A 23,014-nucleotide genomic window follows, 5' to 3' on the forward strand; every position below is an offset into this window, starting at 1 on the left:
ATTAAAGATGAGAGAGATTCCGTTTTATAGACCAACTATCACTGAGCGTGAAAGTGAGCTTATTGAGGAGGCTTTGCACTCTGAAAATACTACTAATATCGTTGCTAGATTTGAAGAGAAGTTAAAAGAGTATTTTGGTGCAAAATTTGTAGTTACCACAAATAATATCGCATCCGCACACCACTTAGCACTAAGCGCGCTTGATACTAAACGCGGAGACAAGGTCATTTGCTCCATAAATGCTTTTCCTAGCATTGCACAAGCTGTTAGACATTTTGATGCTGAACCTATTTTTGTGGATGTTGATGAAGAAGATTTTAACATCTGCCCAGACGCCCTTGAGAAAGTGCTAAAAGAGCAAAATCATAAAAAATTAAAATGTGCTTTTATCTCTCATATCGCAGGTCAAAGTGCCAGGATGGACGAGATAACGGCGGTTTGTGAGAAATACGGTGTAAAAATTTTAGATGATGCAAATCGCGGTATGGGACTAACATACAATGGCAAAAAAGTTGGCTCAGACTCCTTTTTATCGTGCTTTCAAACACATTCGCGTGTACAAAATCCTATATCAACGGTTGGATTTTTTACGACAAATGATGAGGAAATTTATAAAAGAGCAAAACTACTTCGCAACTATGCCCTTGTAAATGGCATTGATAAATTCGGTAGCTTGAGTTATATTTATGATGTCGTAGATATTGGCTTAAAGTATGATATAAACTCGATAAATGCAGCATTTTCTATTGCGCAGCTAGAAAGAACAGACAAACTCATACAAAGAAGGCAAGAGATCGCAAAAATTTATGATAAAGAGCTTGGTGAGTGCCACAATATAACAATCCCTGTCAAAAAACGCGAGCACATTTATACTCAGTATATTATTAAGATAAATAAAAATCGTGATGGCTTTGCTAGAGAACTTTTGGAGCACGGCATTCACACATCATTGCACTACATACCGATACATTTACTAAGTTATTACAAAAACAAATACTCACTTAAAGTAAATGATTTTCCAAATGCTTTAAAAAATTATCAGCAAGTATTGTCACTGCCTATTTATCATAGTCTAAGCGATGAAGAGGTGCAATACGTCTGCAACAAAGTAAAAGAAATTTCTAAAACTCGTGTTTAAGAAATTAAATATTTTCTTGCATACTTGGGCGAATGACTACTTCTTTCGCCCAAATTTCTTTCAAATTTTACTAGCATTTTTACTTTTGCCACTAAGTTTTATCTATTTTCTTATTGTTGTTCTTAAGAAATTTACTGCTAGAAAAATAGACTTTGGCATAAAGATAATAAGCGTTGGAAATTTGACCCTTGGAGGAAGTGGAAAGACTCCACTTTGCGTGGCAATTGCTAAAAATTACGAGGGTGCTTTTATCGTTCTTAGAGGCTATAAAAGAAAAAGCAAGGGCATGCAAGTTGTCGCTCGAAATGGCGAAATTTTACTTGACGTAGCAGCAAGTGGCGATGAGGCGATGATATATGCCACAAGTCTTAAAAACGCAAATGTGATAGTAAGCGAAGATAGAAAAGTAGCCATAGAGTATGCCAAAACCCATGGCGCAAAGTATATTTTGCTAGATGATGGATTTTCTAAATTTGACATAGCTAAATTTGATATCTTGGTGCGCCCAAATCCAGAGCCAAGACTAAAATTTTGCTTACCAAGCGGGGCTTATAGATATCCATTTAGCTTTTATAAATTTGCTGATTTTATCGCTAGTGAAGGACAAACTCATTTTAGAAAGAGTGAAATTTTAAATAAAAGCGAAAAAATGGTTCTAGTAACGGCCATAGCAAACCCAGAGCGCCTCAAGCCATTTTTTGATGAGTGCATAGCTCGCGTCTTTTTCCCTGATCACTACGATTTTTCAAAAGAAGAGCTGAGTGAAATTTTGCAAAGTTACGGTGCGACCTCGCTTTTGATGACGCAAAAGGACTATGTAAAGGCAAAAGATTTTGGTTTACCAGTATCGCTTATAACGCTTGAAGTTACGCTAAGCGAGGATTTTAAAAAGGTTTTAGGGCGACAAATTTAAGCCCATTTTGTTATAATGAGCCACTTTTTAAAAGGAAAATTTGGATCAAAATGAGAATTTTAATCACCTCAGTCGCAAAGAAAAAAGAGGCAAAAAAACTAAGTAAAAAGCTCGTAAAAAAGAGCCTTGCAGCTTGTGTGAGTAGCTTTAGCGCAAAAAGCATTTATCTTTGGCGAGAGAAGCTTTTTGGTGAAAAAGAGCAAATTTTACTCATAAAAACGGACGTGAAATTTAAAAAAGTAGCTAAATTTATAAGAAAGCACCACAGCTACGAAACCCCAGAAATTTTGGCACTTAAGCCAAAAGAGGTCTTTAAAAAATATGAAAAATGGATAAAAAAATCAACCAAAAAAGGTAAAAAATGAGACTAACACCGACAAGAAGTGCAAAAGATGAAAAGATAAAAAATGTAAATTTAAGCACAGCCATGCTTAGCCCAAGCTCCGCTCATGGCGGACTTTATGCGCCAAAAAAGCTTCCAAAGATAACAAAATCAAAGTGGCAAGAGCTCTCACAATTAAGCTACGAGAAACTCGCACTTTATATCATATCACTATTTAAATTTGATGTGCCAGAGGCGTTTTTCAAAAAGGCGGTTAAGAGATACGCGAGTTTTGACGATCCAAAGCACCCAGTCATTTTTAAGAAAATAGATAAAAATTTATACGTAAATGAGCTATATCACGGCCCAACAAGGGCATTTAAGGATATGGCGCTTCAGCCTTTTGGCTCGCTGCTTAGCCAGCTAGCAAAAGGAAGAGGCGAAAAATACCTTATCATGTGTGCAACTAGCGGCGACACTGGCCCTGCGACACTTCAAACCTTTGCTAATGACGAAAATATCAAGGTCGTCTGCCTCTATCCAGATGGCGGCACGAGCGAGGTGCAAAAGCTTCAGATGCAGACCATGCAGGGTGAAAATTTAAAGGTTTTTGGCATAAAAGGCGACTTTGATGACGCTCAAAGAGCGCTAAAAACGCTGCTTGCAAATGATAAATTTAAGGCCGAGCTTAAGAAAAAACGCCTTAAACTAAGCGCGGCAAACTCGGTAAATTTTGGCAGAATTCTCTTTCAGATCATCTACCACGCTTACGCTTACGCAAATTTGCTAAAACAAAAGGCGCTTAAGGCAAACGAAAGCTTTGATATCATCGTGCCAAGCGGAAATTTCGGCAACGCTCTTGGGGCGTATTACGCTAAAAAAATGGGCGCAAAGATCGGCAAGATCAAGATCGCCTCAAACGCAAACAACATCTTGACGCAGTTTTTTACCACCGGCATTTACGACCTAAGAGACAAAAAGCTGGTTAAGACGATAAGCCCAGCCATGGACATTTTAATAAGCTCAAACGTCGAGCGCTTGCTATTTGATAAATTTGGCAGCGTTAGAGCAAATGAACTCATGCAAAGCTTAGCCAAAAATAAATTTTATAAGATTAGCAAGCAAGAGCTTGAAGCGCTAAAAGAGGACTTTGAGGCTAGCTGGTGCGACGATAAAGAATGCGAGGCATACATCGCAAAGCTCGCAAAGGACGGCTACGCGATCGATCCACATACGGCTACTTGCTTTAAAATGGTGGATGCTGGCCGCATAAACGTCATCACATCGACCGCGCACTGGGTGAAATTTACGCCAAGCATGATCAAAGCGTGCCAGATCAAAGATACAAAAGATGAAAAAGATGCTTTGGCAAAGACTGCTAAAATCTTAAATGACATCGTGCCAAGCTCGATAAACTCGCTATTTAGTGCGAAAATTTTGCATAAAAATATCATAAAAGAGGACGAAATCGAAAAGTGCGTCCTAGAATGGATCGAGCGATGATAATTATACCAGCTCGCCTTGCTTCAACAAGGTTTAGTAATAAAATTTTAAAAGAGATAAATGGCGTGCCAATGTTTGTGGCAACGGCTCTTAGAGTAAGTGGCGTGGATGATGTGGTAGTTGCTGTGGATGAGCAAAGTGTGCTGGATATTGCCAAAGCTCACGGTATAAAAGCGGTGCTAACTTGCAAAGATCATCAAAGTGGGACTGATAGGATAAACGAAGCAGCACAAATTTTGGGGTTAAGCGAGAGTGAGATTATCATAAATGTTCAGGCTGATGAGCCATTTATCGAGCCTGAAAATATCGCTAAATTTAGGGCTTTTTGCGAGCAGAATAAAGAAAAAGCCTTTATGTTTTCTTGCTATAAAAAGATGGACGATGAGTTTGCGGATGATAAAAATTTAGTTAAAGTGGTGACTGATTTTGAGGGATATGCACTTTATTTTTCAAGATCTAGGATACCATTTAACAGAAGCGAGTGTAAAAGTTATAAGGCTCACCTTGGCATTTACGGATACAGCGTAAAGAGCCTAAAAGAGTTTTGTGCTCTTATGCCTTCAAGCCTTGAAAATACCGAAAAGCTCGAGCAGCTTCGTGCTTTAGAAAATGGTAAAAAGATAGCGATGCTAGAGGTTGAGAGCCAAAGTATCGGTATCGATAGCGAAGAGGACTACCAAAGAGCGCTAGCTAAATTTGGTAAGAAATAAGTTGGCAAATTCTCTTTAAATAAAGTCAATATTTAAGGAGAATTTATCTAAATTATTAATCTTTAAATGCAGCAAAAAATATTTTTCTACTCAAATAATATAAAACTAATTTTTCTTGATTTTTATTTTTTTAATTCTGTCTTTAACTACGTAAAATTTTAAAATTGCACTCGAGTAAAAGTCTTTATAGAAACCTAAAAATTTAGGCTCTTTCTTAGTGCAGATAGCTGCAAACACGCTTTCAAGGTCTATTCTCTCTTTTTGTGTCAAATTTTCCATCTATTTTCCTAATAACTTTCTCATCTTATTGATAACAAATAATATTTCATCGTCGTCAAGCTCACAAAGAAGTTTGCAAACTGCAGCAGCAGCTTGTGGCTTTGAGTTGCCAAGCCTCCAATCTTGATATGTTCTCATTGGTACACCAAGCTCTTCTGCCATTTTTGCTTGTGAAATTTTCTTACCGATATTTTTTGCCTCAACTGCATTGTGAAGCAAATTAAATATATCACTTGTTTCAATCATTAAAGTATTATACGGATTATTTTATTAAATATACATAAAATAATATATAAATAATAGTAATACGTATAAATAAATTAAAATATATTATATATTATACTATAAAACATTATATTAGTACGTAAAAACGTATAAAAATATTAGAATGTAGAGATAATATAAAAGACTTTTAAGTTTGTTTAATTATTTTTTTGTAATTTTATTTTCGGAAAGGCTTATGCAATTAATATTAGAAAAGCTTAGTTATATAGACTAAAAATACATAAATAAATTATTTTAACTTAAATACTTGACATTGACAAACTAAAGTTGTATAATCCGCTTAGCAATTAAAAAGAAAGAGTGCTAAGAGTGAGTAAAACAAATAAACGTGATTTGATACTAAATTCTATCATCGAGGCTTATTTGCAAGACAATATGCCTATTGGCTCAAATGAGCTTGGTTCTCGTATGAGCGCGGCTATTCCGGCTTCTACGATACGCGTTTATTTCAAAAAGCTTTCAGATGAGGGTGAGATCACAAAGCTTCACATTAGTGGTGGTAGGATCCCAACAATTGCTGCGATGAGAAGATATTGGAGTGAAATTTTTGCTATAAGTGATATAAATTTAGAGATAAATGATGCCGAAGAACTGAAAAAGTTATGTTATGAATTTGAGCTTTACTGTATGATTTTTGGCACAATCGATAATGAATTGCTAGAAATTTTAAATTTAAATAATAGGTATATGATCTTAAATTTTGGCGAAGATGAGATCGTTATTAAATTTGATGCTAGGATGTATAAATTTTTAAGTAATCTTGCTGGAGTTAGTTTAAACAAGCTTGAGCTTATCTGCTCTCAAGTTGGCTTAAGCGAACTAAAAAGTAAAATAAGAGAGCTTAAAAGGACTAAAATTTACTTCCAAGAAAATGAAATTTTAGCCTTTGATATGTTTAAGGATAGACGTTTTAAGATGGTTTTTGACCCGAGTTTTAGCTTACAAATGGATGAGAAACTTACATTTTCTCCTATGTTTGATGAAAATTTTATGGGGCTCAAATTTAGTACAAACTATCTTGGCAACGAAGCAGAGATGATCTGTGCTGGCAGTATTTATACTGACTATGTGAAATTTATAAATCTAATAAAGGAGGCTGCGTGAGCGAAGAGATAAAAGAGCAAAACCTACCTGAGGTTGAGCCTGTGCAAGAACTAGCTAATGATAGTGTAAATTTGGACGCACTTGGCGATATTTCAAAGGTTGAGAAACTTGAAAAAGAGCTCGGGGAGATAACTGATAAATATTATAGAGCAAATGCTGAGTTTGAAAATATCAAAAAGCGTTATGAAAAAGAAAAGACGGACGTTGCAAACTATGCAAATGAGAAATTTGCTAGGGACTTGCTACCAGTCATAGATGCTCTTGAGATCGCTGCAAATTTTGATCCAGAGGATGATGAATTTGCCAAAAAGATCAAAGAGGGTATTTTGATAACTATAAATCAGTTTAAAAAATGCTTTGAAAAGCATGGCGTAAGCGAGATACCAACTGACACTGAGTTTGATCCGAGCGTGCATAATGCTGTTTTAAGGGTCGATAGCGAAGAGAAGCAGAGTGGTCAAATCGTGCAAGCTTTGCAAAAAGGCTATATGATAAATGGTAGGGTTTTGCGCCCAGCTATGGTCAGTGTAGCAAACTAAATTTATAAAAATAAAATCTAATAAAAAGGAAAAATATGTCAAAAGTTATAGGTATAGACTTAGGTACAACAAACTCTTGTGTGAGCGTTTTTGAGCGTGGCGAGAGCAAGGTTATCCCAAACAAAGAGGGCAAAAACACAACTCCATCAGTTGTTGCTTTCACAGACAAGGGTGAAATTCTAGTAGGTGACGTTGCAAAACGTCAAGCAGTTACAAACCCTGAAAAAACGATATATTCTATCAAACGTATCATGGGCTTGATGAGCAATGAAAAAAATGCTGAAGAGGCAAAAAGCCGCTTGCCATATCACGTCGTAGATAGAAATGGCGCATGCGCAGTTGAGATCGCTGGCAAGGTTTATACTCCACAAGAAATTTCAGCAAAAATTCTTATCAAACTAAAAGAAGATGCTGAAGCATACCTTGGTGAAAAGGTAACAGATGCGGTTATTACAGTGCCAGCATACTTTAACGATAGCCAAAGAAAAGCTACAAAAGAGGCTGGAACGATCGCAGGGCTAAACGTACTTCGTATCATCAACGAGCCAACAGCTGCAGCACTTGCTTATGGTCTTGATAAAAAAGAGGCTGAGAAAATTTTAGTTTACGACCTAGGTGGTGGTACATTTGACGTTACAGTGCTAGAGACTGGTGATAATATCGTTGAAGTTTTGGCAACTGGCGGTAACGCATTCTTGGGCGGCGATGACTTTGATAACAAGATAATTGACTGGCTAGTAAGCGAGTTTAAAAACGAAAATGGTATCGATCTAAAAGGCGATATCATGGCGCTTCAACGCTTAAAAGAAGCTGCTGAAAATGCTAAAAAAGAGCTAAGCTCAGCTCAAGAGACTGAGATAAATTTACCATTTATCACAGCTGATGCGACTGGTCCAAAACACCTTGTCAAAAAGCTAACTCGTGCTAAATTTGAAGGTATGATCGACTCACTTGTAGGCGAGACTATCACTAAGATAAATGAAGTCATCAAAGATGCAGGTCTAAGCAAGAGTGACATCAAAGAGGTCGTAATGGTCGGTGGTTCAACTCGTGTGCCACTCGTTCAAGAAGAGGTTAAAAAGGCATTTGGCAAAGAGCTAAATAAGAGCGTAAATCCAGATGAGGTCGTAGCTATCGGTGCTGCTATCCAAGGCGCTGTTATAAAAGGCGACGTTAAAGATGTGCTACTTCTTGACGTAACTCCACTTAGCCTTGGTATCGAGACACTTGGTGGCGTAATGACTAAGATCATCGAAAAAGGTACAACCATACCAACTAAAAAAAGCCAAGTTTTCTCAACTGCTGAAGATAACCAAAGTGCCGTTACTATCATGGTTTTACAAGGCGAGCGTGAGTTTGCAAGGGATAATAAATCACTTGGAAATTTTAACCTCGAAGGCATCCCAGCAGCTCCAAGAGGTGTTCCTCAAATCGAAGTTGAGTTTGACATTGACGCAAACGGAATTTTAACTGTTTCAGCAAAAGATAAAGCAACTGGCAAAGCTCAAAACATCACTATCTCTGGATCAAGCGGCTTAAGCGAAGAAGAGATAAACAATATGGTAAAAGATGCTGAGCTTCATAAAGAAGAGGACAAAAAACGCAAAGACGCAGTTGAGGCTAGAAATCAAGCTGACGCACTAGTTCATCAAACTGAAAAGAGCATGAGCGAGCTTGGCGAGAAAGTCCCAGCTGAGGATAGAAGCAACATCGAAGCTGCACTAAACGATCTAAAAGAGGTCTTAAAAGATGAAAATTCTTCAAAAGAGCAAATTGATGCTAAAGTAGAAGCTCTAAGCAAGGCCAGCCACAAATTAGCAGAAGCTATGTATAAAAAAGATGAAAACGCTGGAGCAAACGGCGGAAATAATAAAAAAGACGACGACGTTATAGACGCTGAAGTCGAGTAAAACTCCTAGAGCAGGGCGCTTGCCTTGCTCTTTTATAAATTTATCTTCATAAATTCTTAAAATTGATTTAAAATAAGCAGTTTAAATAGTTAAAATTTATATAATGCCAAACAAAAAGGCTAAAAAATGTACTTATTTTTTTTGATTACTCATTTAATTTGTGCCATTGTATTTATAGGATATGTATTTTTCGATGTTTGCATATATCCGTTTGCTAAAAAAACGGTTGATGCTAAAACCCTTGAAATAGTTAAAAAAGCCTACACAAAAGGCAGCGCAAAGGTATTTGGCACAGCATTTTTATTGCTTTTAATAAGTGGCGCTTATATGGCAAAAGACTATTTTGGAGGTGAGCTTGGCTGGTGGCAAAGCAACTTTCAAAAGCTACTGCTTGTAAAAATTTTTGTTTTACTCGTAATGTGCCTTGTAACTTTTATCTCTGTTTTTAATGTCGTTATTTTAAAAAAGCCTGATCCATTTGGTAAATTTTCACATTTAATAGCTCTAGTGCTTTGCCTGATAATGGTCATTTTAGCAAAAGTAATGTGGTGGGCTTAAAAATTTAGCTAGCAAATCTAAGCAAATCGCCAGCTAGAAGTTAAAAGTGTTCTAATCGATACTCTTTAACTTATCTTTATTTAGCCCTTCTTCTATGCGCTTTATCTCTTCACTTCCATCTCTTACGACGTTTTTGTCAAATTCCAAGTAGTCATTTATCTTTTTTGGATATTCAACGTGACTTAGGATAAATTTAAAGACATTTAGCCTAGCTTCTTTTTTGTTATCACTTGAGACAATGACCCATGGTGAAATGCTATTGTGAGAAGCAAGAAGCATCGAATATTTAGCGATAGAGTATTGATCCCAAAGCTCTTGTGCTTTTTGATCAACGGGTGAAATTTTAAACTGCTTTAATGGATCATTTTGCCTCTCTTTGAAGCGTTTTTTCTGCTCATCTTTTGTGATTGATAGATAAATTTTAAAGAAAATTATGCCAGAGTTTATGATCATCTCTTCAAATTTTGGCACTTCACGTAAAAATTCCTTATGCTCTTCTTGCGTGCAAAAGCCCATTACCGGCTCAACGCCAGCTCTATTGTACCAGCTTCTATCAAAGATCACGATCTCTCCAGCACTTGGCAGATGAGTCACATATCTTTGAAAATACCACTGCGTTTTTTCGACATCACTTGGCTTAGCAAGCGCTACTATACGGCAACCTCTTGGATTTAGATGCTCAGTTAGGCGTTTTATCGTTCCGCCTTTGCCGGCTGCGTCGCGCCCTTCCATTAGCATGAGTACTCTAAGGCCTTTTTCTTTTACGTAATTTTGAAATTTTAAAAGTTCAATTTGAAGTAGTCTAAGCTCTTCCTCGTAGCCAAGTTTCTCACTTTTTTGGTGTTTTTTGTCTTTTGACATCTTTGCTCCTTTAAAATTTCACATATTTTCACAATTTTACAATAAAATAGAATAAATTTAAGAATTTAGACTAAAATCATCTTTTTTAATTTAGCAAGGATTAGTATGTTTTTAAAATTTCTTTTTTCGCTTATTTTATTTGTGGGCTCACTTTTTGCTGAGGTTTTAGATGTTAGCAAAGCCTTTGTTTTAACTCCAAGCGTTGATAGTCAAAATGTTGAAGTGAAGTTTAACTTTGGTGAAAATATCTATCTTTATAAAGAGAGTTTCGAGATTAAACTAGCTGGCAAAAAGATAAATGAGCTATTAAATTTGCCAAGTAGTGAAAATACGGGAGAATATGAAATTTATCCAAAAGATTTTTCGATTTTTATCCCATTAAATTTGGTAAAAGAAAATCTTTCAAATGGCAAAGCAATACTTGACATTAACTATCAAGGCTGTGCTAAAAACGGCATTTGCTACCGTCCGCAAAGTAAAATTTATGAGATAACTGACCAAGCTGGAAAATTTAGCATCGCCACTTTTAAAAAAGAGCAAAAAAACGATGCCGACAGCTTTGCTGAAGAATTTTCTAGCGAGCAAGATATTGCAAATGGGCTTGGAGATAAAAATTTCTTTATCTCACTTCTTACTTTTTTTGGTTATGGTCTCTTGCTTTCACTAACACCTTGCGTCTTTCCGATGATACCGATACTTTCAAGCATAATCGTCTCAAAAGGTGCTAATTTAAATGCAAAAAAAGGCTTTTTACTATCATTTATCTATGTTGTCGCGATGAGCCTAGCTTATGCACTAGCTGGAGTTGCAGCTAGCCTGCTTGGCTTTGGCATCGCAGGAGCTTTGCAAAATATCTATGTGCTTGGCGCTTTTGCAGCCATTTTTGTCATTCTAAGCTTTAGCATGTTTGGATTTTATGATATAAAATTGCCAGCAAAATTTGAAAATTTGATAAGTAAAAAATCGCAAAATAGTTCAGGCTATGTTGGAATTTTTATTATGGGTTTTGCCTCAGCTCTCATCATATCACCTTGCGTAGCAGCACCATTAGCGGGCGCACTTCTTTATATTGCCCAAAGTGGAAATGTCTTTTATGGTGGCATTATGCTTTTTGCCATGGGGCTTGGCATGGGCGTGCCACTACTTATTATCGGGCTAAGCTCTGGAAAGCTCTTGCCAAAACCTGGTAGTTGGATGGATGAAGTGAAAAAATTCTTTGGTTTTTTGATGCTCATCATGGCAGTTTGGATCCTTGCGCGTGTGCTCGGAGAATTTTTTGAGCTATTAGGATATGGCATTATAGGCGTTTTTATGGCAGTTTATTTTGGGGCATTTGAAGTAGCAGAGCAAAGCTGGACTAAGTTTAAAAAAGCGTTTTTTATCCTAGTTTTTATATATTCAGTTATGCTAATAGTTGGTTCATTTTTGGGCTCAAAGGAGGCTTTTTCTCCGCTTTCTGGACTAAATTTGGCAAAAAGTGATAGTGCGTTAAAATTTAATTCCGTTAAAAATTTAGATGAACTAAATGAGATAATAAAAAACTCAACCAAACCCGTTCTAGTAGATTTTTATGCTGATTGGTGTGCAAGCTGCAAAGAGATAGAAAAGATCACTTTTAAAGATAGTGATGTTATAGATGCTTTGGCAAATTTTGCACTTATTCGTATCGATGTAACAAATGGTGGATCACAAAATGATGAGATGCTAAGAAATTTTGGGCTTATTGATCCGCCTGCGCTTTTGTTATTTAATGGTGGCGATGAGCTAAAATTTCTTAGAACTATCGGTTTTATAGATGCTAAAAATTTTCTAGCAAAGCTTGAAAAAATTAAATAATCTTGTCCTTGCTGTTACAAAGATCATTTAAGATACACTCATGGCAAAGCGGCTTTTTGGCTTTACAGGTGTAACGTCCAAAGAGCACCATGGCTTGATGAAGCTTGCCAAGATCTGTTTTAAAGGCATGGCTAAGATCAGCTTCAGTAGCTTCTGGCGTTTTTGCATGGCTAAGATCAAGTCTGTGCGCCACTCTAAAAACGTGCGTATCAACGGCCATTACATTTGCATTTGTAGCCTCTAAAAGCACTACGTGAGCGGTCTTTTGCCCAACTCCAGCAAGGGCTTTTAGCTTCTCTTCATCAAGTGGAATTTCTCCGTTATAGAGCTCAACCACGCTGTTTGCCATTTTGATCAAATTTACTGCTTTGTTGTTAAAAAAGCTGCATGAGTTTATCATAAGTTTTAAGCTGGCTAAATTTGCACTAGCTAGCTCATAGACATCTTTATACGCTTCAAATAAAGCCGGAGTTATTAAATTTACTCTTTTATCAGTGCACTGGGCTGAGAGCATGACACAGACAAGTAGCTCATACAAATTTCTAAATTTAAGCTCGCTTTTAGCGTCTTTAAACTCTTCTAGAAGTCTTCTTTTTATCTCTAAAATATCTTTTTTTGTTCTCATTTTCGTATTTTACCTTATTTTCTTAAGTTAAATGAAAAGTTATCGCTTTATTTGATATAATCTTGCCCATAAAATCAATTTTTTAAAGGATTTATATGAAAAAATTTTTGTTTCCAGCAGTTTTAAGTTTAGCAGCGGCTGTTACTCTAAATGCAGCAGTAGTTGCAACAGTTGATGGTGATGCTATAAGCGATAGCGATATTTCAAGCCTTTTATCAGCAGCTATGCCAGGATTTGACGCTAGTAAGCTTCAACCAAATGAGAAAAAACGTATAATCGACGATCTAATAAATAGAAAACTTCTTTTAAAAGATGCTAAGTCAAGCGGTATCGAAAAAGATGTAGAGTACATCAAAGCTGTAAAAGCAGCGCAAGAAGGTATCGCAGTTGAGCTTTATATGAGAAAGCTTTTTGACGGCATAAAAGTAAGTGATAATGAGCTAAAAGATTTTTACAACAAAAACAAAGCTAGCATGAACCAACCAGCTCAAGCAAAAGCAAGGCATATCCTAGTTGAAGATGAAAAAACAGCAAACGACATCATCGCTCAACTTAAAAATTTAAAAGGTGAGGCGCTAACAAAGAAATTTGCAGAGCTAGCAAGCCAAAAATCAATCGACAAAGGCTCAGCAGCACATGGTGGCGCGCTTGGCTGGTTTGGTCAAAGCCAAATGGTAAAACCTTTTGCAGACGCAGCATTTTCAATGGCTAATGGCACAGTTTCAACTAAGCCAGTTAAAACTCAGTTTGGTTACCATGTTATTTTGAAAGAAGATGGCAAAGCTGCTGGCACTGTAAGCTTTGAACAAGCAAAACCAGAGATCGAGCAAGCTGTTAAAATGGAGAAATTCCAAGCTGCTGTTAGACAAAAAAGTGAAGCTCTACGCCAAAAAGCAAAGATAGAATATAAGTAAAATTTGGAGGATAAAATGGGCGTTTTAGATATCGTAAAACCTGGTGTTTTAAGCGGAGATGATGTAACAAAACTTTATGCTTATGCCAAAGAGCAAGGTTTTGCAATACCTGCTGTAAATGTCGTAGGCAGCGACTCAGTAAATGCTGTTTTAGAAGCGGCAAAGGTTGCTAACTCGCCTGTTATCGTTCAGTTTAGTAATGGCGGTGCAGGTTTTTACGCTGGTAAAGCCTGCGAAAACGCTGCCGTTCTTGGTGCGATCGCTGGAGCAAAGCATGTTCATTTGCTTGCCAAGGCTTACGGTGTACCAGTCATTTTACACACTGACCATGCCGCTAGAAAGCTTTTGCCTTGGATAGATGAGCTAGTAAAAGCAAGCCATGAGTATAAAAAAACTCACGGTGTGCCACTTTTTAGCTCTCACATGCTTGATCTTAGTGAAGAGAATATCAACGAAAATTTAAGCACGTGCGAGAAGTATCTAAAAGAGCTTAGCGAGCTTGGCATCAGCTTAGAAATCGAGCTAGGCGTCACTGGAGGCGAAGAAGATGGCGTAGATAACACAAGCGTTGATAACGCACTTCTTTACACTCAGCCAGAGGACGTCGCGCTTGCTTATGAAAGACTAAGTAAGATAAGCGATAAATTTAGCATCGCAGCTAGTTTTGGCAACGTCCATGGTGTCTATAAACCAGGCAATGTCGTGCTAAGACCAGAAATTCTTAAAAACTCACAAGCCTATGTCGCTAAGAAATTTAACACAAAAAGCGATAAGCCAGTAAATTTTGTATTTCACGGCGGAAGTGGCAGCGAGCTAAAAGATATCAAAAATGCTGTAAGTTACGGCGTTATTAAGATGAACATTGACACCGATACTCAGTGGGCATTTTGGGACGGTGTGCGTGAGTATGAGGCTAAAAATAGAGCATACTTGCAAGGTCAGATCGGCAATCCAGAGGGCGAAGATAAGCCAAATAAAAAATACTACGATCCAAGGAAATGGCTAAGAAGTGGCGAGGAGAGCATGGTTAAGCGTCTTCAGACTGCTTTTAGCGACTTAAACTGCCTAAATAGGAACTAATCCTATGCAAAATCAAAATGATTTTAGTGAGCTAAGCGTGCCAAAAGAGCGCCAAGCTCACTCTTTCTTTGTCTTTTTTAAAGTTATCTTTATCCCTTTAGCTATCTACATCTTGGCGATACTAGCGTATCTTGGCGTTATAAATTTTCAGATGAAGCTTCACACCATCGTGATGATGGGCGTTATACTCTTTGTCGCTTTTATCTTTTCACGCCACAGCGCCTTGGTAGCTTACTCAAATTTCTTAGCAAATGCCAAAGAGTACAAGATAAGGCTAAAAGAATTTATTATCTCGCATCTCTTTGAAATTTCAAGCGTCAAAAAGGCAAACGCTAAATTTGAAGATTTTTTCGAGAGTTATACAAGAAATTTTAGAAATGACAACCTAGCAAACATCGGCCAAGCAGTCTTTCCTATGCTTGGAATTTTGGGCACATTTATCAGTATTGCTATCTCGATGCCAAGCTTTAGCTCAAGTACTGCAAACGGCCTTGAAAAAGAGATCGCTATACTGCTAAACGGCGTGGCTACGGCGTTTTATGTATCGATTTACGGCATATTTTTAGCGCTTTGGTGGATGTTTTTTGAAAAGATCGGCATTAGTAAATTTGAGAAATTTTACAGCGAGCAAAAAGAGCTAAGCCGTGAGTTTTTCTGGCAGGAAAATGAGCTAAATGCAAATTTCATGAAAGCAAGTGTAGGCTACTTTAAAGACAGTCACGACGCCTTTAAAATGGTGCTTGACGATAAATTTGTAAGAAATTTAAATGAGCAAGTAAATGAAAAATTTGACAGACTAAAAGAGCTTTGCGAGGTTGAGAAAAATATCATCAATCAAAGCAAGGCCGAGCTTAGCGCGAACCTTAAAATGCTAAATGAAGCTAGCCTAAAACAAGATGAATTTGTAAAAATCCACTCTGATATGCTAAAGGCAGTAAGCGCATTTTCTAATGCTTTTAAAGATATGGAGGTCAAAATTTTAACCGAGCATGCAAAGCTTGGTGAAATTTTTAGCAGAAATTTAAATGCCACAAAAGAGAGCCAGCTTAAATTTGAGCAGACTATAAAGAGTTTTGACAAGGTTTTAAGAGAATTTTCTCTTTCTTTGATGAAAGAGCAAAACGACGCACTAAAGGCATTTAGAGCCTCGCTCGTGGAGAGTGCGACGATATTTAAGGCGGCATATGAGCAAGAGGGCAGGAGCTTGGAGCGTGAAAAAGAGCGTGAGAGCTTGATAGCTGAGCTTAAGAAAAACATAGACGAGATCGATAAAGAAGCAAATTCTGTAATAGAAAAAATTGAAAATCTAGTGCAATGAAAATAAACAAAAATAACGAAGATCAATCAAGCTTTTGGGTTTCGTACGCGGACTTGATGGCGGGTCTGCTCTTTGTTTTTATGCTACTTATCGGCGCTGTCGTCGTAAAATACGTCCTAACTCAAAACACCCTTGAAAATAAAGAGCAAGCCATCATCACAGCTTTAGCAAATTTAAAAGACGCCCAGGGCAAGAATTTTACCCTCGAAGAGCTAAATGACGCCCTAAAAAGCGAGCTTTCAAAGATAAGCGACGAAAATATAAATTTAAAAAAGTCAAATGAAATTTTTGTCATCCAAATAGATGCCCTAAAAGAAAAACTAGCCCAGCTCATAGAGCAAAACAAAGATGCGAACGCGAGCATAAAAGAGCTAAATGCTAGCATTTTTGATCTAAATCAAAAAATGATCGTGCTAAATGATGAAATTTCATCAAAAGATAGAGCGCTTAGTGATGCAAACGAAAGCAGTGAGAAAAATTTAGCCAAGATCGCATTTTTGCTCGAGCAAGTAAGCAAAAAAGAGGCTAGATATGACGAGCTTTTAAGGGACTTAAACGTCACTCGTGACAGGGTAAAAAATTTAACCGGTATCAGAGTAAAAGTGATCTCGGCCTTAAAGGATAGGCTAGGCTCAAGCATCGAGATCGATCCAAACTCAGGTGCGTTAAAGCTTAGCTCCTCAGTACTTTTTGATAAAGGTAGCGCGGTCCTAAAAGAAGAGGTCAAAGAGGAGTTAAAAGCCACGCTTAGTAAGTATTTTGACGTGCTTTTAAACGATAAAGAGATCGCCTCAAACATCGATCAGATAATAATCGAAGGCTTTACGGATAGCGATGGAAGCTATATTTATAACCTAGAGCTTTCACAAAAAAGAGCTTACGCAGTGATGGAATTTATAAATTCATTTAGTGACGATACTCGACTTAGAAAGCTGCTTGTCGCAAGCGGACGAAGCTACAATGAGCTAGTTTTTAAAGACGGAGCCGAGGACAAGGACGCTTCAAGGCGCATCGAGATCAAATTTTCACTCTCAAATAAAGAGGCTATCAACGAGATAGAGAAATTTTTGGAGTTTAAGGGTGATTGATAAAATTTGCTTAAGAGGGCGAGAATTTTGGCTTTTAAGAGATGATCTGCTAGGTAAGTTTAACGGCAATAAAGCAAGAAAGCTAGAGTATTTTCTAAAGGCCGATCTTAGCGGCATCAAAGCCATCGTATCTCACGGCTCAAGCCAGTCAAATGCGATGTATAGTCTAAGTCTTTTTGCCAAGCTAAAGGGGCTTAAATTTTACTATGTCGTCTCTCATCTAAGCTCAAATTTAGAGCAAGATCCAGTTGGAAATTTCAAATTTGCACTTGAAAATGGTATGGAAATTTTTGTGAAAGAGGAGCGTGAGAAATTTGCTAAAGAGCTTGCAAAGAGCCAAAATGCACTTTTTATAAACGAGGGCGTGGCACAAAGTGAGGCTGAGCTTGGCTTTATCACGCAGGCAAATGAGATAAATGAGTGGAGCAAAAAAAGCGGCATAAGGCCCGATATATTTTTGCCATCAGGCACAGGTACAAGTGCATGCTATCTGGCAAAGCATACCGATCTTAGGGTTTTTACAACTCCTTGCGTAGGAGATAGCGACTATCTAAAAAAGCAAATTTATGAGCTAGACAAAAATAGTAAGGTGCAAATTTTAAATCCCCCAAAGAAGTATCATTTTGGAAATTTATATAAAGAGCTTTATGAGATTTGGCTAGAGGTTTGCAAAAGCGGCGTGGAATTTGACCTAGTGTATGACCCTGTTGGCTTTATCACGCTTTTTGCAAATTTAGATAAGTTTGGAGCTGAAATTTTATATATCCACCAGGGCGGAATTTTAGGTAACATTACACAAAGACAAAGATACGAGAGAAAATTAAAATTAAAGGAGCATAAATGAAATTTTTTCATAGTAGTGACGCTGATTTTGAGAGTAAATTTTTACAGCTTGTTAAACGAAGTGATAATGACATGAGTGCCGTAATGCCGGTGGTTGCTGGAATAATAGATGAGATAAGAAAAGATGGCGATAGTGCACTTTTTGCGCAGATAGCTAAATTTGATAAATTTAGCGTTGCAAGTAAAAGCGACATAATAATCGATGTAAAAGAGATGGAAGCTGCCTATAATTCACTAGATAACGCCCTAAGAGTAGCTTTAAATTTAGCTCACGATAGGATAAAAAGCTATCACGAGCGCACAAAGCCAAGCGATTGGACATATAAAGATGAGCATGATATCTTGCTTGGTGCAAAATACACAGCAGTTGACCGCGCTGGCCTTTATATCCCAGGTGGTAAGGCGGCATATCCTAGCTCACTTCTTATGAATGCGATCCCAGCGATCGTAGCTGGAGTAAAAGAGATCGTAGTGTGCACTCCAGCGCCAAATGGCAAGGTAAATACCTTACTTCTTGCGGCAATGCACCTTTGTGGCCTAAAAACAGCCTTTAAAGTAGGTGGTGCAAGCGCCATTGCGGCGATGGCATACGGAACCGAAACGGTGCCAAAAGTAGATGTCATCACAGGACCTGGCAACATCTACGTAGCGACTGCTAAAAAGCTAGTTTATGGCGACGTAAATATCGATATGATCGCTGGTCCAAGCGAGATAGGCGTTATCGCTGATGATAGTGCTGATCCTCGCCACATAGCTATCGATATGCTCTCACAAGCCGAGCACGACGAGATCGCAAGCGCCTTTTTGATAACGCCAGTAGAAGCTTTCGCAAGAGCGGTGCAAAGACACATCGAAGATGAGCTAAAGACACTAAAACGTGAACCAATCGCAAGTGCAAGTATAAGAAATAAAGCTGCAATAATAGTGGCAAAAGATCTAAAAGAGTGTTTTGCTCTCATGAATGAGCTTGCTGTTGAGCACCTAGAGATCGCTACAAACGATGCTTTAAGTTATATTGATGATGTGACTCATGCGGGTGCTATATTTTTTGGACACTTTACGCCTGAAGCGATGGGGGATTATATCGCTGGACCAAATCACACATTGCCAACTGGCGGAAGTGCGAGATTTTACTCGCCGCTTGGAGTTGAAAATTTCATGAAGCGAAGTTCGATCATTTCAGTGAGTAGAAAAGGTATCATACATCTTGGCAAATCGTGCATGCAGCTAGCTGAAGCTGAAGGGCTAACCGCTCATAAAAAATCAGTTGCAGTGAGGCTAGAAGAGTAAAGAAAAATGGATTTTATAGAGATTTTGCAACTTTTTATAGAATTTATAGTAGAATCCATAGCGAATTATTAAAAAGGAGTTGTTATGAAGTTAGGAACTTATACTGCAAACCAGGCTTCAGGAAACTATTATTTAGATCAAGCAAAAAATAGCGAGAAGAAAGCGCTAAATGCTATCTCTGCAAACAGCGAGATCAAAGCTTCAGGTGCAAATTTACAAATCGCAGAGAGTTTGCTTTCACAAACAAATGTCTTGAACGAAGGTTTGGCAAATGCAAACGATATGATCGGTATGCTTCAAATCGCTGACTCAACGCTTTTAAATTTAAGTAAAAGTACGGATAGAATAGGTGAACTTTCAAGTAAGCTTACAAATCCTACTCTCTCAGCAAATGAACAAAAAGGCATAAAGGGCGAAATCAACGCACTAAGAAATGCTATGAATGATAGCGTAAAAGAGGCTAAATTTAACGGTAAAAACGTATTTGATGCTGAGCTTGGATTTTTCACAGGTGAGAGTACAAAAAATATAAATTTGGGCACAAATGCTCTTTTAAATGTCAAAGATGACGGCTCAAACACAGGTGAAATTTTAAAAAATATAAATTCACTTCGTTCAGAGATCGGATCAACACAAAATGCTGTATTTAGAGGTATAAATGCTCTAGCAGCAAGAAGTGTGGAAAATACTAATAGTATAGAGAATCTTGATAGTAGTGACATAGCAAAGAGCTTGGAAGAAAATTTACAAGCAAATTTAAAGCTACATGCTACGAGCTTAGCTAAAGCTCATGATACTACGAGTTTAGCTGCAAAACTAGATAAACTTCTAGCTGAATAAATTTTTACCGGTCTTGTGCCGGTAAATTCTTTTTATCTAACTTTATTCTTTAAAAAATATTAAGTTTTTTATATTTTTAAGTTGGTTTAATGGCTAAATGAGGGCTGAATCTAATCTTTCAATAATAAAATCAATGTAGATTGTTAGTGAAATTTATTGCTAAAAAAATTTTAAATTTTATAAAGCTAAAGAGAAAGTCTTAAGGAAAATATCCAAAAGAAAAGGGCTTTTTAGCCCTCAATGTAGTTTTTAAGTTTTCTACCGACTTTTGGGTGTTTTAGTTTTTTGATAGCTGAGCTTTCTATCTGGCGGACACGCTCACGGGTGACATTTAGGGCCTTTCCGATCTCTTCAAGTGTGCGGTCGCTCTCATCTTCAAGCAAACCAAATCTCATCGAAATAACCGCTTTTTCACGCTCATTTAGCTGCGAAAGCACATCGTCAATTTGCTCTCTAAGGTCACTTTTTAAAATTTGCTCTATCGGAGAAAGTGAGCTTTTGTCCTCAACAAAATCTCCAAATTTACCGTCTTCTTCGTTTGCGATCGGAGCTTCGAGGCTGATAGGTTCTTTTGTAATCTTGATGACTTGTTTTACCTTATCAACGCTTAGCCCAACCTCTTTTGCGATAACGCTTACATCAGGCTCTTTTCCCTCTTCTTGGAGGTATTTGCGGTTGATTTTGTTGATACGATTTATCGTCTCTATCATGTGGATAGGTATCCTAATCGTCCTTGCCTGATCGGCGATCGCACGCGAAATAGCCTGGCGGATCCACCATGTGGCGTAGGTTGAAAATTTATAGCCTTTTCTATATTCAAATTTATCAACCGCCTTCATAAGGCCGATGTTACCCTCTTGGATGAGATCCAAAAATGGCAAACCCCTGTTTGTATAGCGTTTTGCGATACTTACAACTAGACGGAGGTTCGATTTAGCCATTCTAGCTTTTGCCTCGTCAGAAATTTTCTTTCCACGCTTGATCTGCTCTAAAATTTCTTTTAGCCTTGTTGGCTCAAGATCAAAACCTTGTTTGCTCGCCTCTTTTGTAGTAAATAGCTTTTTGATCTCGACATAAGTTGAGACCATTGTAGCTTCTGGCACACGAGCTGCGATCTCTTCTTTACTAAGCTTGATGATATCTTTTAGTATGCTTTTATGATTTTTCTTAAGCTCGTCACTAAACATCGGTAAGCGATACTCCAAGCGTTTTAGCTCTCTGTCAAATTCATCATCACTTTTTAGCGCTGTCTCCATTGATTTTACGATTTCGCTGATTAGCTTACTTGTTGGGCCAAGATCCATTAGCTTCTCTTTTAAAATTTTCTTTTTAAATGCAAGAGTCATCTTTGAAGCTGTGTCATCGCTCTCAACTTTATCTTGTTTGTTTGCAGTCTTTAGCCACTCTTTTTTTGCCTTTTCGAGGGCCTTGAAACTCTCTATAACTTTTTCAGCGCGTTTATCGTTTTTGGCTGATTTTTTAGGAGTTTCGTTCTCTTCGTTTTCTTCATCTTCCTCGTCTATATCGTCTTCGCTGTCTTCATTCTCTTCGTTTTCACTCTCGTCCTCAAAGCTCTTAAAAAGCTCTTTTACACGGCGTTCTCTGTTGATAAGTGGCTCTTTATAGTCAAGTATGAAATCGATCAAAAATGGCACAGAACAAAATGCATCGATAATGATATCTTCGCCAAGCTCAATCCTTTTGCTGATCTCAACTTCCTCATCTTTTGTAAGAAGCGCGATCTGACCCATCTCTCTTAGATACATCCTGACAGGACTATCAGATCTTGACCACTCTAAAAGGTCACTTTCGCCTGAAAGATCGAGATCCTCGTCGATATCTTGATCACTTTTTTGAGCGTTTTCTTGACGCTTTTTAGCATCAGCTAAATTTCTAAGCTTTGCGGCCTCAGCAGATGTGATGAGCTGGACTTTGTTTGTTTTTGCTAGTTGTTCTATCTTTTTTACTATCGTAGCAGTCGGAGCTTTGTCTAATAATTTTACTAATTTTTCGTATGTCAAAAAGCCTTTTGCATTTTCAGCAAAAAGCTCTTCTATTTGAGAAAAAGAGTCTTTTGCGGCGCTCATAAATTTCCTTTCGAATCGTCTAATTGTGATTTAAGTGTTGTTTAAAAGAAAGTGGATTATACCCAAATTTTGTAAATGTGTATAAAAACAGAGTTGGAACGATGATTGCTTAGTAGCTATAAAAATCAAATTTTGATTAGGAAAATTTATGCAAAATGGTTATTATCAAGCCACTGCTGGCATGGTAACGCAGTTTAACAGACTAAATGTGATCTCAAATAACCTTGCAAATGTAAATACGATCGGCTACAAGCGAAATGACGTAGCTATTGGTGACTTTGCGAGAATTTTTAAAGAGACACAAGATGAGCTTCCTCTTAAAAATCACACAAAAGATGGAGCTAAATTTTTAAATAGAACGCTTGACCGCGTGCCACAAGTAAGTGAAGAATACACCGACTTTAGCGCTGGTGGCTTTAAATACAGCTCAAACACGCTTGACTTTGCGATAAAAAGAGATGACGCATTTTTCTTAGTTGATACCCCAAATGGCGTAAAACTTAGCAAAAACGGCTCTTTTAGCCTTGATGGTGATGGCTACATCGTCACAAAAGAGGGCTATAAGGTGCTGCCAAGTGGTTACGAGGCACAAAATCCTGGCCAAAGAGGTATCCAAGTGCCACAAGGCGAGGTGCTAACTGCCGATAAAAATGGAAATTTATACTCAAATAACAATCAATTTTCTAAATTTTTTATTGCTCAGCCAAGAGAGATAAGAGATCTAAAAAAGATTGGAGATAATCTCTTTGAGAGTAGAAATTTTGACGACATCACGGAGCTTGAAGAAGCTGATAGCGTGATGCAAGGATATGCTCAGATGTCAAACGTAAACCCAGTTTTAGAAATGGTGGGTCTTATAGAAACCCAGCGCCTAGTTGATATGTATCAAAAGGTTATGACAAGCCACATGAACGATCTTAACCAAGATGCTGTTCAAAAACTAGCCCTAAAAGCTTAATAAAAGGATAAAA

At 37.6% G+C, this 23,014-nt stretch carries 23 protein-coding genes; 18 read left to right on the plus strand and 5 right to left on the minus strand.

Translation table 11 applies throughout. The features are described 5' to 3' along the window. Positions 1-7: 7 nt before the first annotated feature. Genes G6W45_RS07665 through kdsB form a run of 5 tightly spaced genes read left to right on the plus strand, consistent with a single transcriptional unit; the run spans position 8 to position 4,586 of the window. Complete coding sequence (locus tag G6W45_RS07665) at positions 8-1,138, plus strand: DegT/DnrJ/EryC1/StrS family aminotransferase (RefSeq protein WP_194168088.1); 1,131 nt, start codon at positions 8-10, stop codon at positions 1,136-1,138. Next, positions 1,131-2,051, plus strand: coding sequence for a tetraacyldisaccharide 4'-kinase (locus G6W45_RS07670; RefSeq protein ID WP_194168089.1), 921 nt, complete (start codon positions 1,131-1,133; stop codon positions 2,049-2,051). Before G6W45_RS07665 ends, G6W45_RS07670 begins: the two co-directional genes overlap by 8 nt. Before the next feature lie 50 nt (positions 2,052-2,101). Further along, complete coding sequence (cutA, locus tag G6W45_RS10110; protein ID WP_194168090.1) at positions 2,102-2,416, plus strand: divalent cation tolerance protein CutA; 315 nt, start codon at positions 2,102-2,104, stop codon at positions 2,414-2,416. Continuing rightward, the gene (gene thrC, locus G6W45_RS07680; RefSeq protein ID WP_194168091.1) at positions 2,413-3,876 is read left to right on the plus strand and encodes a threonine synthase; all 1,464 of its coding nucleotides are present in this window, start codon (positions 2,413-2,415) and stop codon (positions 3,874-3,876) included. The genes cutA and thrC overlap by 4 nt, the downstream gene beginning before the upstream one ends. Continuing rightward, entirely contained in the window at positions 3,873-4,586 is a 714-nt protein-coding gene (gene kdsB, locus G6W45_RS07685) for a 3-deoxy-manno-octulosonate cytidylyltransferase (RefSeq protein WP_194168092.1), read from the plus strand. Before thrC ends, kdsB begins: the two co-directional genes overlap by 4 nt. A gap of 105 nt (positions 4,587-4,691) precedes the next feature. Here kdsB and G6W45_RS07690 read toward each other — a convergent pair whose 3' ends face one another. Beyond that, positions 4,692-4,865, minus strand: a complete 174-nt coding sequence (locus G6W45_RS07690; protein ID WP_021091517.1) for a hypothetical protein — start codon at positions 4,863-4,865, stop codon at positions 4,692-4,694. Beyond that, positions 4,866-5,111, minus strand: coding sequence for a helix-turn-helix domain-containing protein (locus tag G6W45_RS07695; RefSeq protein ID WP_072594609.1), 246 nt, complete (start codon positions 5,109-5,111; stop codon positions 4,866-4,868). A gap of 348 nt (positions 5,112-5,459) precedes the next feature. Here G6W45_RS07695 and G6W45_RS07700 point away from each other — a divergent pair, with 348 nt between their 5' ends. From G6W45_RS07700 to G6W45_RS07715, 4 genes are all read left to right on the plus strand, one after another. Then, positions 5,460-6,254 (plus strand): HrcA family transcriptional regulator, encoded by a 795-nt coding sequence (locus tag G6W45_RS07700; RefSeq protein WP_107953277.1) that lies wholly within the window; start codon positions 5,460-5,462, stop codon positions 6,252-6,254. Then, positions 6,251-6,793, plus strand: coding sequence for a nucleotide exchange factor GrpE (gene grpE, locus G6W45_RS07705; RefSeq protein ID WP_107953211.1), 543 nt, complete (start codon positions 6,251-6,253; stop codon positions 6,791-6,793). The genes G6W45_RS07700 and grpE overlap by 4 nt, the downstream gene beginning before the upstream one ends. Positions 6,794-6,828: 35 nt before the next feature. Then, the gene (gene dnaK / locus G6W45_RS07710; RefSeq protein ID WP_103579493.1) at positions 6,829-8,703 is read left to right on the plus strand and encodes a molecular chaperone DnaK; all 1,875 of its coding nucleotides are present in this window, start codon (positions 6,829-6,831) and stop codon (positions 8,701-8,703) included. A 126-nt stretch (positions 8,704-8,829) separates the two neighbouring features. Then, positions 8,830-9,261 (plus strand): trehalose-6-phosphate synthase, encoded by a 432-nt coding sequence (locus tag G6W45_RS07715; protein ID WP_194168093.1) that lies wholly within the window; start codon positions 8,830-8,832, stop codon positions 9,259-9,261. A 51-nt stretch (positions 9,262-9,312) separates the two neighbouring features. Here the strand turns inward: G6W45_RS07715 and ppk2 are convergent, their stop codons facing one another. Then, positions 9,313-10,122 carry a polyphosphate kinase 2 gene (gene ppk2, locus G6W45_RS07720; protein WP_021091543.1) on the minus strand — a complete coding sequence of 270 codons (810 nt, stop codon included), beginning with the start codon at positions 10,120-10,122 and terminating at the stop codon, positions 9,313-9,315. 105 nt (positions 10,123-10,227) lie between these two features. Here ppk2 and G6W45_RS07725 point away from each other — a divergent pair, with 105 nt between their 5' ends. Continuing rightward, positions 10,228-11,958 carry a protein-disulfide reductase DsbD gene (locus G6W45_RS07725; RefSeq protein WP_194168094.1) on the plus strand — a complete coding sequence of 577 codons (1,731 nt, stop codon included), beginning with the start codon at positions 10,228-10,230 and terminating at the stop codon, positions 11,956-11,958. Here the strand turns inward: G6W45_RS07725 and nth are convergent. Next, positions 11,951-12,583, minus strand: coding sequence for an endonuclease III (gene nth, locus G6W45_RS07730; protein ID WP_021091542.1), 633 nt, complete (start codon positions 12,581-12,583; stop codon positions 11,951-11,953). The genes G6W45_RS07725 and nth overlap by 8 nt on opposite strands. 95 nt (positions 12,584-12,678) lie before the next feature. Here nth and G6W45_RS07735 point away from each other — a divergent pair, with 95 nt between their 5' ends. The 7 genes from G6W45_RS07735 to G6W45_RS07765 all read left to right on the plus strand — a co-directional run bounded on the left by G6W45_RS07735 (position 12,679) and on the right by G6W45_RS07765 (position 19,956). Continuing rightward, complete coding sequence (locus tag G6W45_RS07735; protein WP_194168095.1) at positions 12,679-13,497, plus strand: peptidylprolyl isomerase; 819 nt, start codon at positions 12,679-12,681, stop codon at positions 13,495-13,497. 15 nt (positions 13,498-13,512) lie between these two features. Further along, positions 13,513-14,577 carry a class II fructose-bisphosphate aldolase gene (gene fbaA / locus G6W45_RS07740; protein ID WP_021092185.1) on the plus strand — a complete coding sequence of 355 codons (1,065 nt, stop codon included), beginning with the start codon at positions 13,513-13,515 and terminating at the stop codon, positions 14,575-14,577. A gap of 4 nt (positions 14,578-14,581) precedes the next feature. After that, the gene (locus G6W45_RS07745) at positions 14,582-15,895 is read left to right on the plus strand and encodes a MotA/TolQ/ExbB proton channel family protein (protein ID WP_103560641.1); all 1,314 of its coding nucleotides are present in this window, start codon (positions 14,582-14,584) and stop codon (positions 15,893-15,895) included. After that, positions 15,892-16,983: an OmpA family protein gene (locus G6W45_RS07750; RefSeq protein ID WP_103560642.1), complete on the plus strand. Its 1,092-nt coding sequence runs from the start codon at positions 15,892-15,894 to the stop codon at positions 16,981-16,983. Before G6W45_RS07745 ends, G6W45_RS07750 begins: the two co-directional genes overlap by 4 nt. Beyond that, positions 16,976-17,827, plus strand: coding sequence for a pyridoxal-phosphate dependent enzyme (locus G6W45_RS07755; protein ID WP_103560643.1), 852 nt, complete (start codon positions 16,976-16,978; stop codon positions 17,825-17,827). Before G6W45_RS07750 ends, G6W45_RS07755 begins: the two co-directional genes overlap by 8 nt. Beyond that, positions 17,824-19,116 (plus strand): histidinol dehydrogenase, encoded by a 1,293-nt coding sequence (gene hisD, locus G6W45_RS07760; RefSeq protein WP_194168096.1) that lies wholly within the window; start codon positions 17,824-17,826, stop codon positions 19,114-19,116. Before G6W45_RS07755 ends, hisD begins: the two co-directional genes overlap by 4 nt. 84 nt (positions 19,117-19,200) lie before the next feature. Continuing rightward, the gene (locus G6W45_RS07765; protein ID WP_194168097.1) at positions 19,201-19,956 is read left to right on the plus strand and encodes a flagellin; all 756 of its coding nucleotides are present in this window, start codon (positions 19,201-19,203) and stop codon (positions 19,954-19,956) included. A 230-nt stretch (positions 19,957-20,186) separates the two neighbouring features. On the opposite strand, the gene rpoD is transcribed toward G6W45_RS07765, so the two are convergent. Continuing rightward, positions 20,187-22,043, minus strand: coding sequence for an RNA polymerase sigma factor RpoD (rpoD, locus tag G6W45_RS07770; RefSeq protein WP_085658291.1), 1,857 nt, complete (start codon positions 22,041-22,043; stop codon positions 20,187-20,189). Positions 22,044-22,191: 148 nt separating this feature from the next. Here rpoD and G6W45_RS07775 point away from each other — a divergent pair, with 148 nt between their 5' ends. Next, positions 22,192-23,001: a flagellar hook-basal body protein gene (locus tag G6W45_RS07775; protein ID WP_194168098.1), complete on the plus strand. Its 810-nt coding sequence runs from the start codon at positions 22,192-22,194 to the stop codon at positions 22,999-23,001. Positions 23,002-23,014: the final 13 nt, after the last annotated feature.

The organism is Campylobacter concisus, assembly GCF_015229955.1.
Lineage (GTDB): Bacteria > Campylobacterota > Campylobacteria > Campylobacterales > Campylobacteraceae > Campylobacter_A > Campylobacter_A concisus_AT.

Excerpts from the sequence above, each read along its gene's own strand:
- fbaA (WP_021092185.1), top strand. The coding sequence starts at position 13,513 with ATGGGCGTTTTAGATATCGTAAAACCTGGTGTTTTAAGCGGAGATGAT.
- G6W45_RS07765 (WP_194168097.1), top strand. The coding sequence starts at position 19,201 with ATGAAGTTAGGAACTTATACTGCAAACCAGGCTTCAGGAAACTATTAT.
- G6W45_RS07775 (WP_194168098.1), top strand. The coding sequence starts at position 22,192 with ATGCAAAATGGTTATTATCAAGCCACTGCTGGCATGGTAACGCAGTTT.
- rpoD (WP_085658291.1), bottom strand. The coding sequence starts at position 22,043 with ATGAGCGCCGCAAAAGACTCTTTTTCTCAAATAGAAGAGCTTTTTGCT.
- nth (WP_021091542.1), bottom strand. The coding sequence starts at position 12,583 with ATGAGAACAAAAAAAGATATTTTAGAGATAAAAAGAAGACTTCTAGAA.
- G6W45_RS07735 (WP_194168095.1), top strand. The coding sequence starts at position 12,679 with ATGAAAAAATTTTTGTTTCCAGCAGTTTTAAGTTTAGCAGCGGCTGTT.
- G6W45_RS07745 (WP_103560641.1), top strand. The coding sequence starts at position 14,582 with ATGCAAAATCAAAATGATTTTAGTGAGCTAAGCGTGCCAAAAGAGCGC.
- thrC (WP_194168091.1), top strand. The coding sequence starts at position 2,413 with ATGAGACTAACACCGACAAGAAGTGCAAAAGATGAAAAGATAAAAAAT.
- cutA (WP_194168090.1), top strand. The coding sequence starts at position 2,102 with ATGAGAATTTTAATCACCTCAGTCGCAAAGAAAAAAGAGGCAAAAAAA.
- G6W45_RS07695 (WP_072594609.1), bottom strand. The coding sequence starts at position 5,111 with ATGATTGAAACAAGTGATATATTTAATTTGCTTCACAATGCAGTTGAG.
- G6W45_RS07690 (WP_021091517.1), bottom strand. The coding sequence starts at position 4,865 with ATGGAAAATTTGACACAAAAAGAGAGAATAGACCTTGAAAGCGTGTTT.
- G6W45_RS07725 (WP_194168094.1), top strand. The coding sequence starts at position 10,228 with ATGTTTTTAAAATTTCTTTTTTCGCTTATTTTATTTGTGGGCTCACTT.
- G6W45_RS07715 (WP_194168093.1), top strand. The coding sequence starts at position 8,830 with ATGTACTTATTTTTTTTGATTACTCATTTAATTTGTGCCATTGTATTT.
- kdsB (WP_194168092.1), top strand. The coding sequence starts at position 3,873 with ATGATAATTATACCAGCTCGCCTTGCTTCAACAAGGTTTAGTAATAAA.
- dnaK (WP_103579493.1), top strand. The coding sequence starts at position 6,829 with ATGTCAAAAGTTATAGGTATAGACTTAGGTACAACAAACTCTTGTGTG.
- G6W45_RS07750 (WP_103560642.1), top strand. The coding sequence starts at position 15,892 with ATGAAAATAAACAAAAATAACGAAGATCAATCAAGCTTTTGGGTTTCG.
- G6W45_RS07665 (WP_194168088.1), top strand. The coding sequence starts at position 8 with ATGAGAGAGATTCCGTTTTATAGACCAACTATCACTGAGCGTGAAAGT.
- hisD (WP_194168096.1), top strand. The coding sequence starts at position 17,824 with ATGAAATTTTTTCATAGTAGTGACGCTGATTTTGAGAGTAAATTTTTA.
- ppk2 (WP_021091543.1), bottom strand. The coding sequence starts at position 10,122 with ATGTCAAAAGACAAAAAACACCAAAAAAGTGAGAAACTTGGCTACGAG.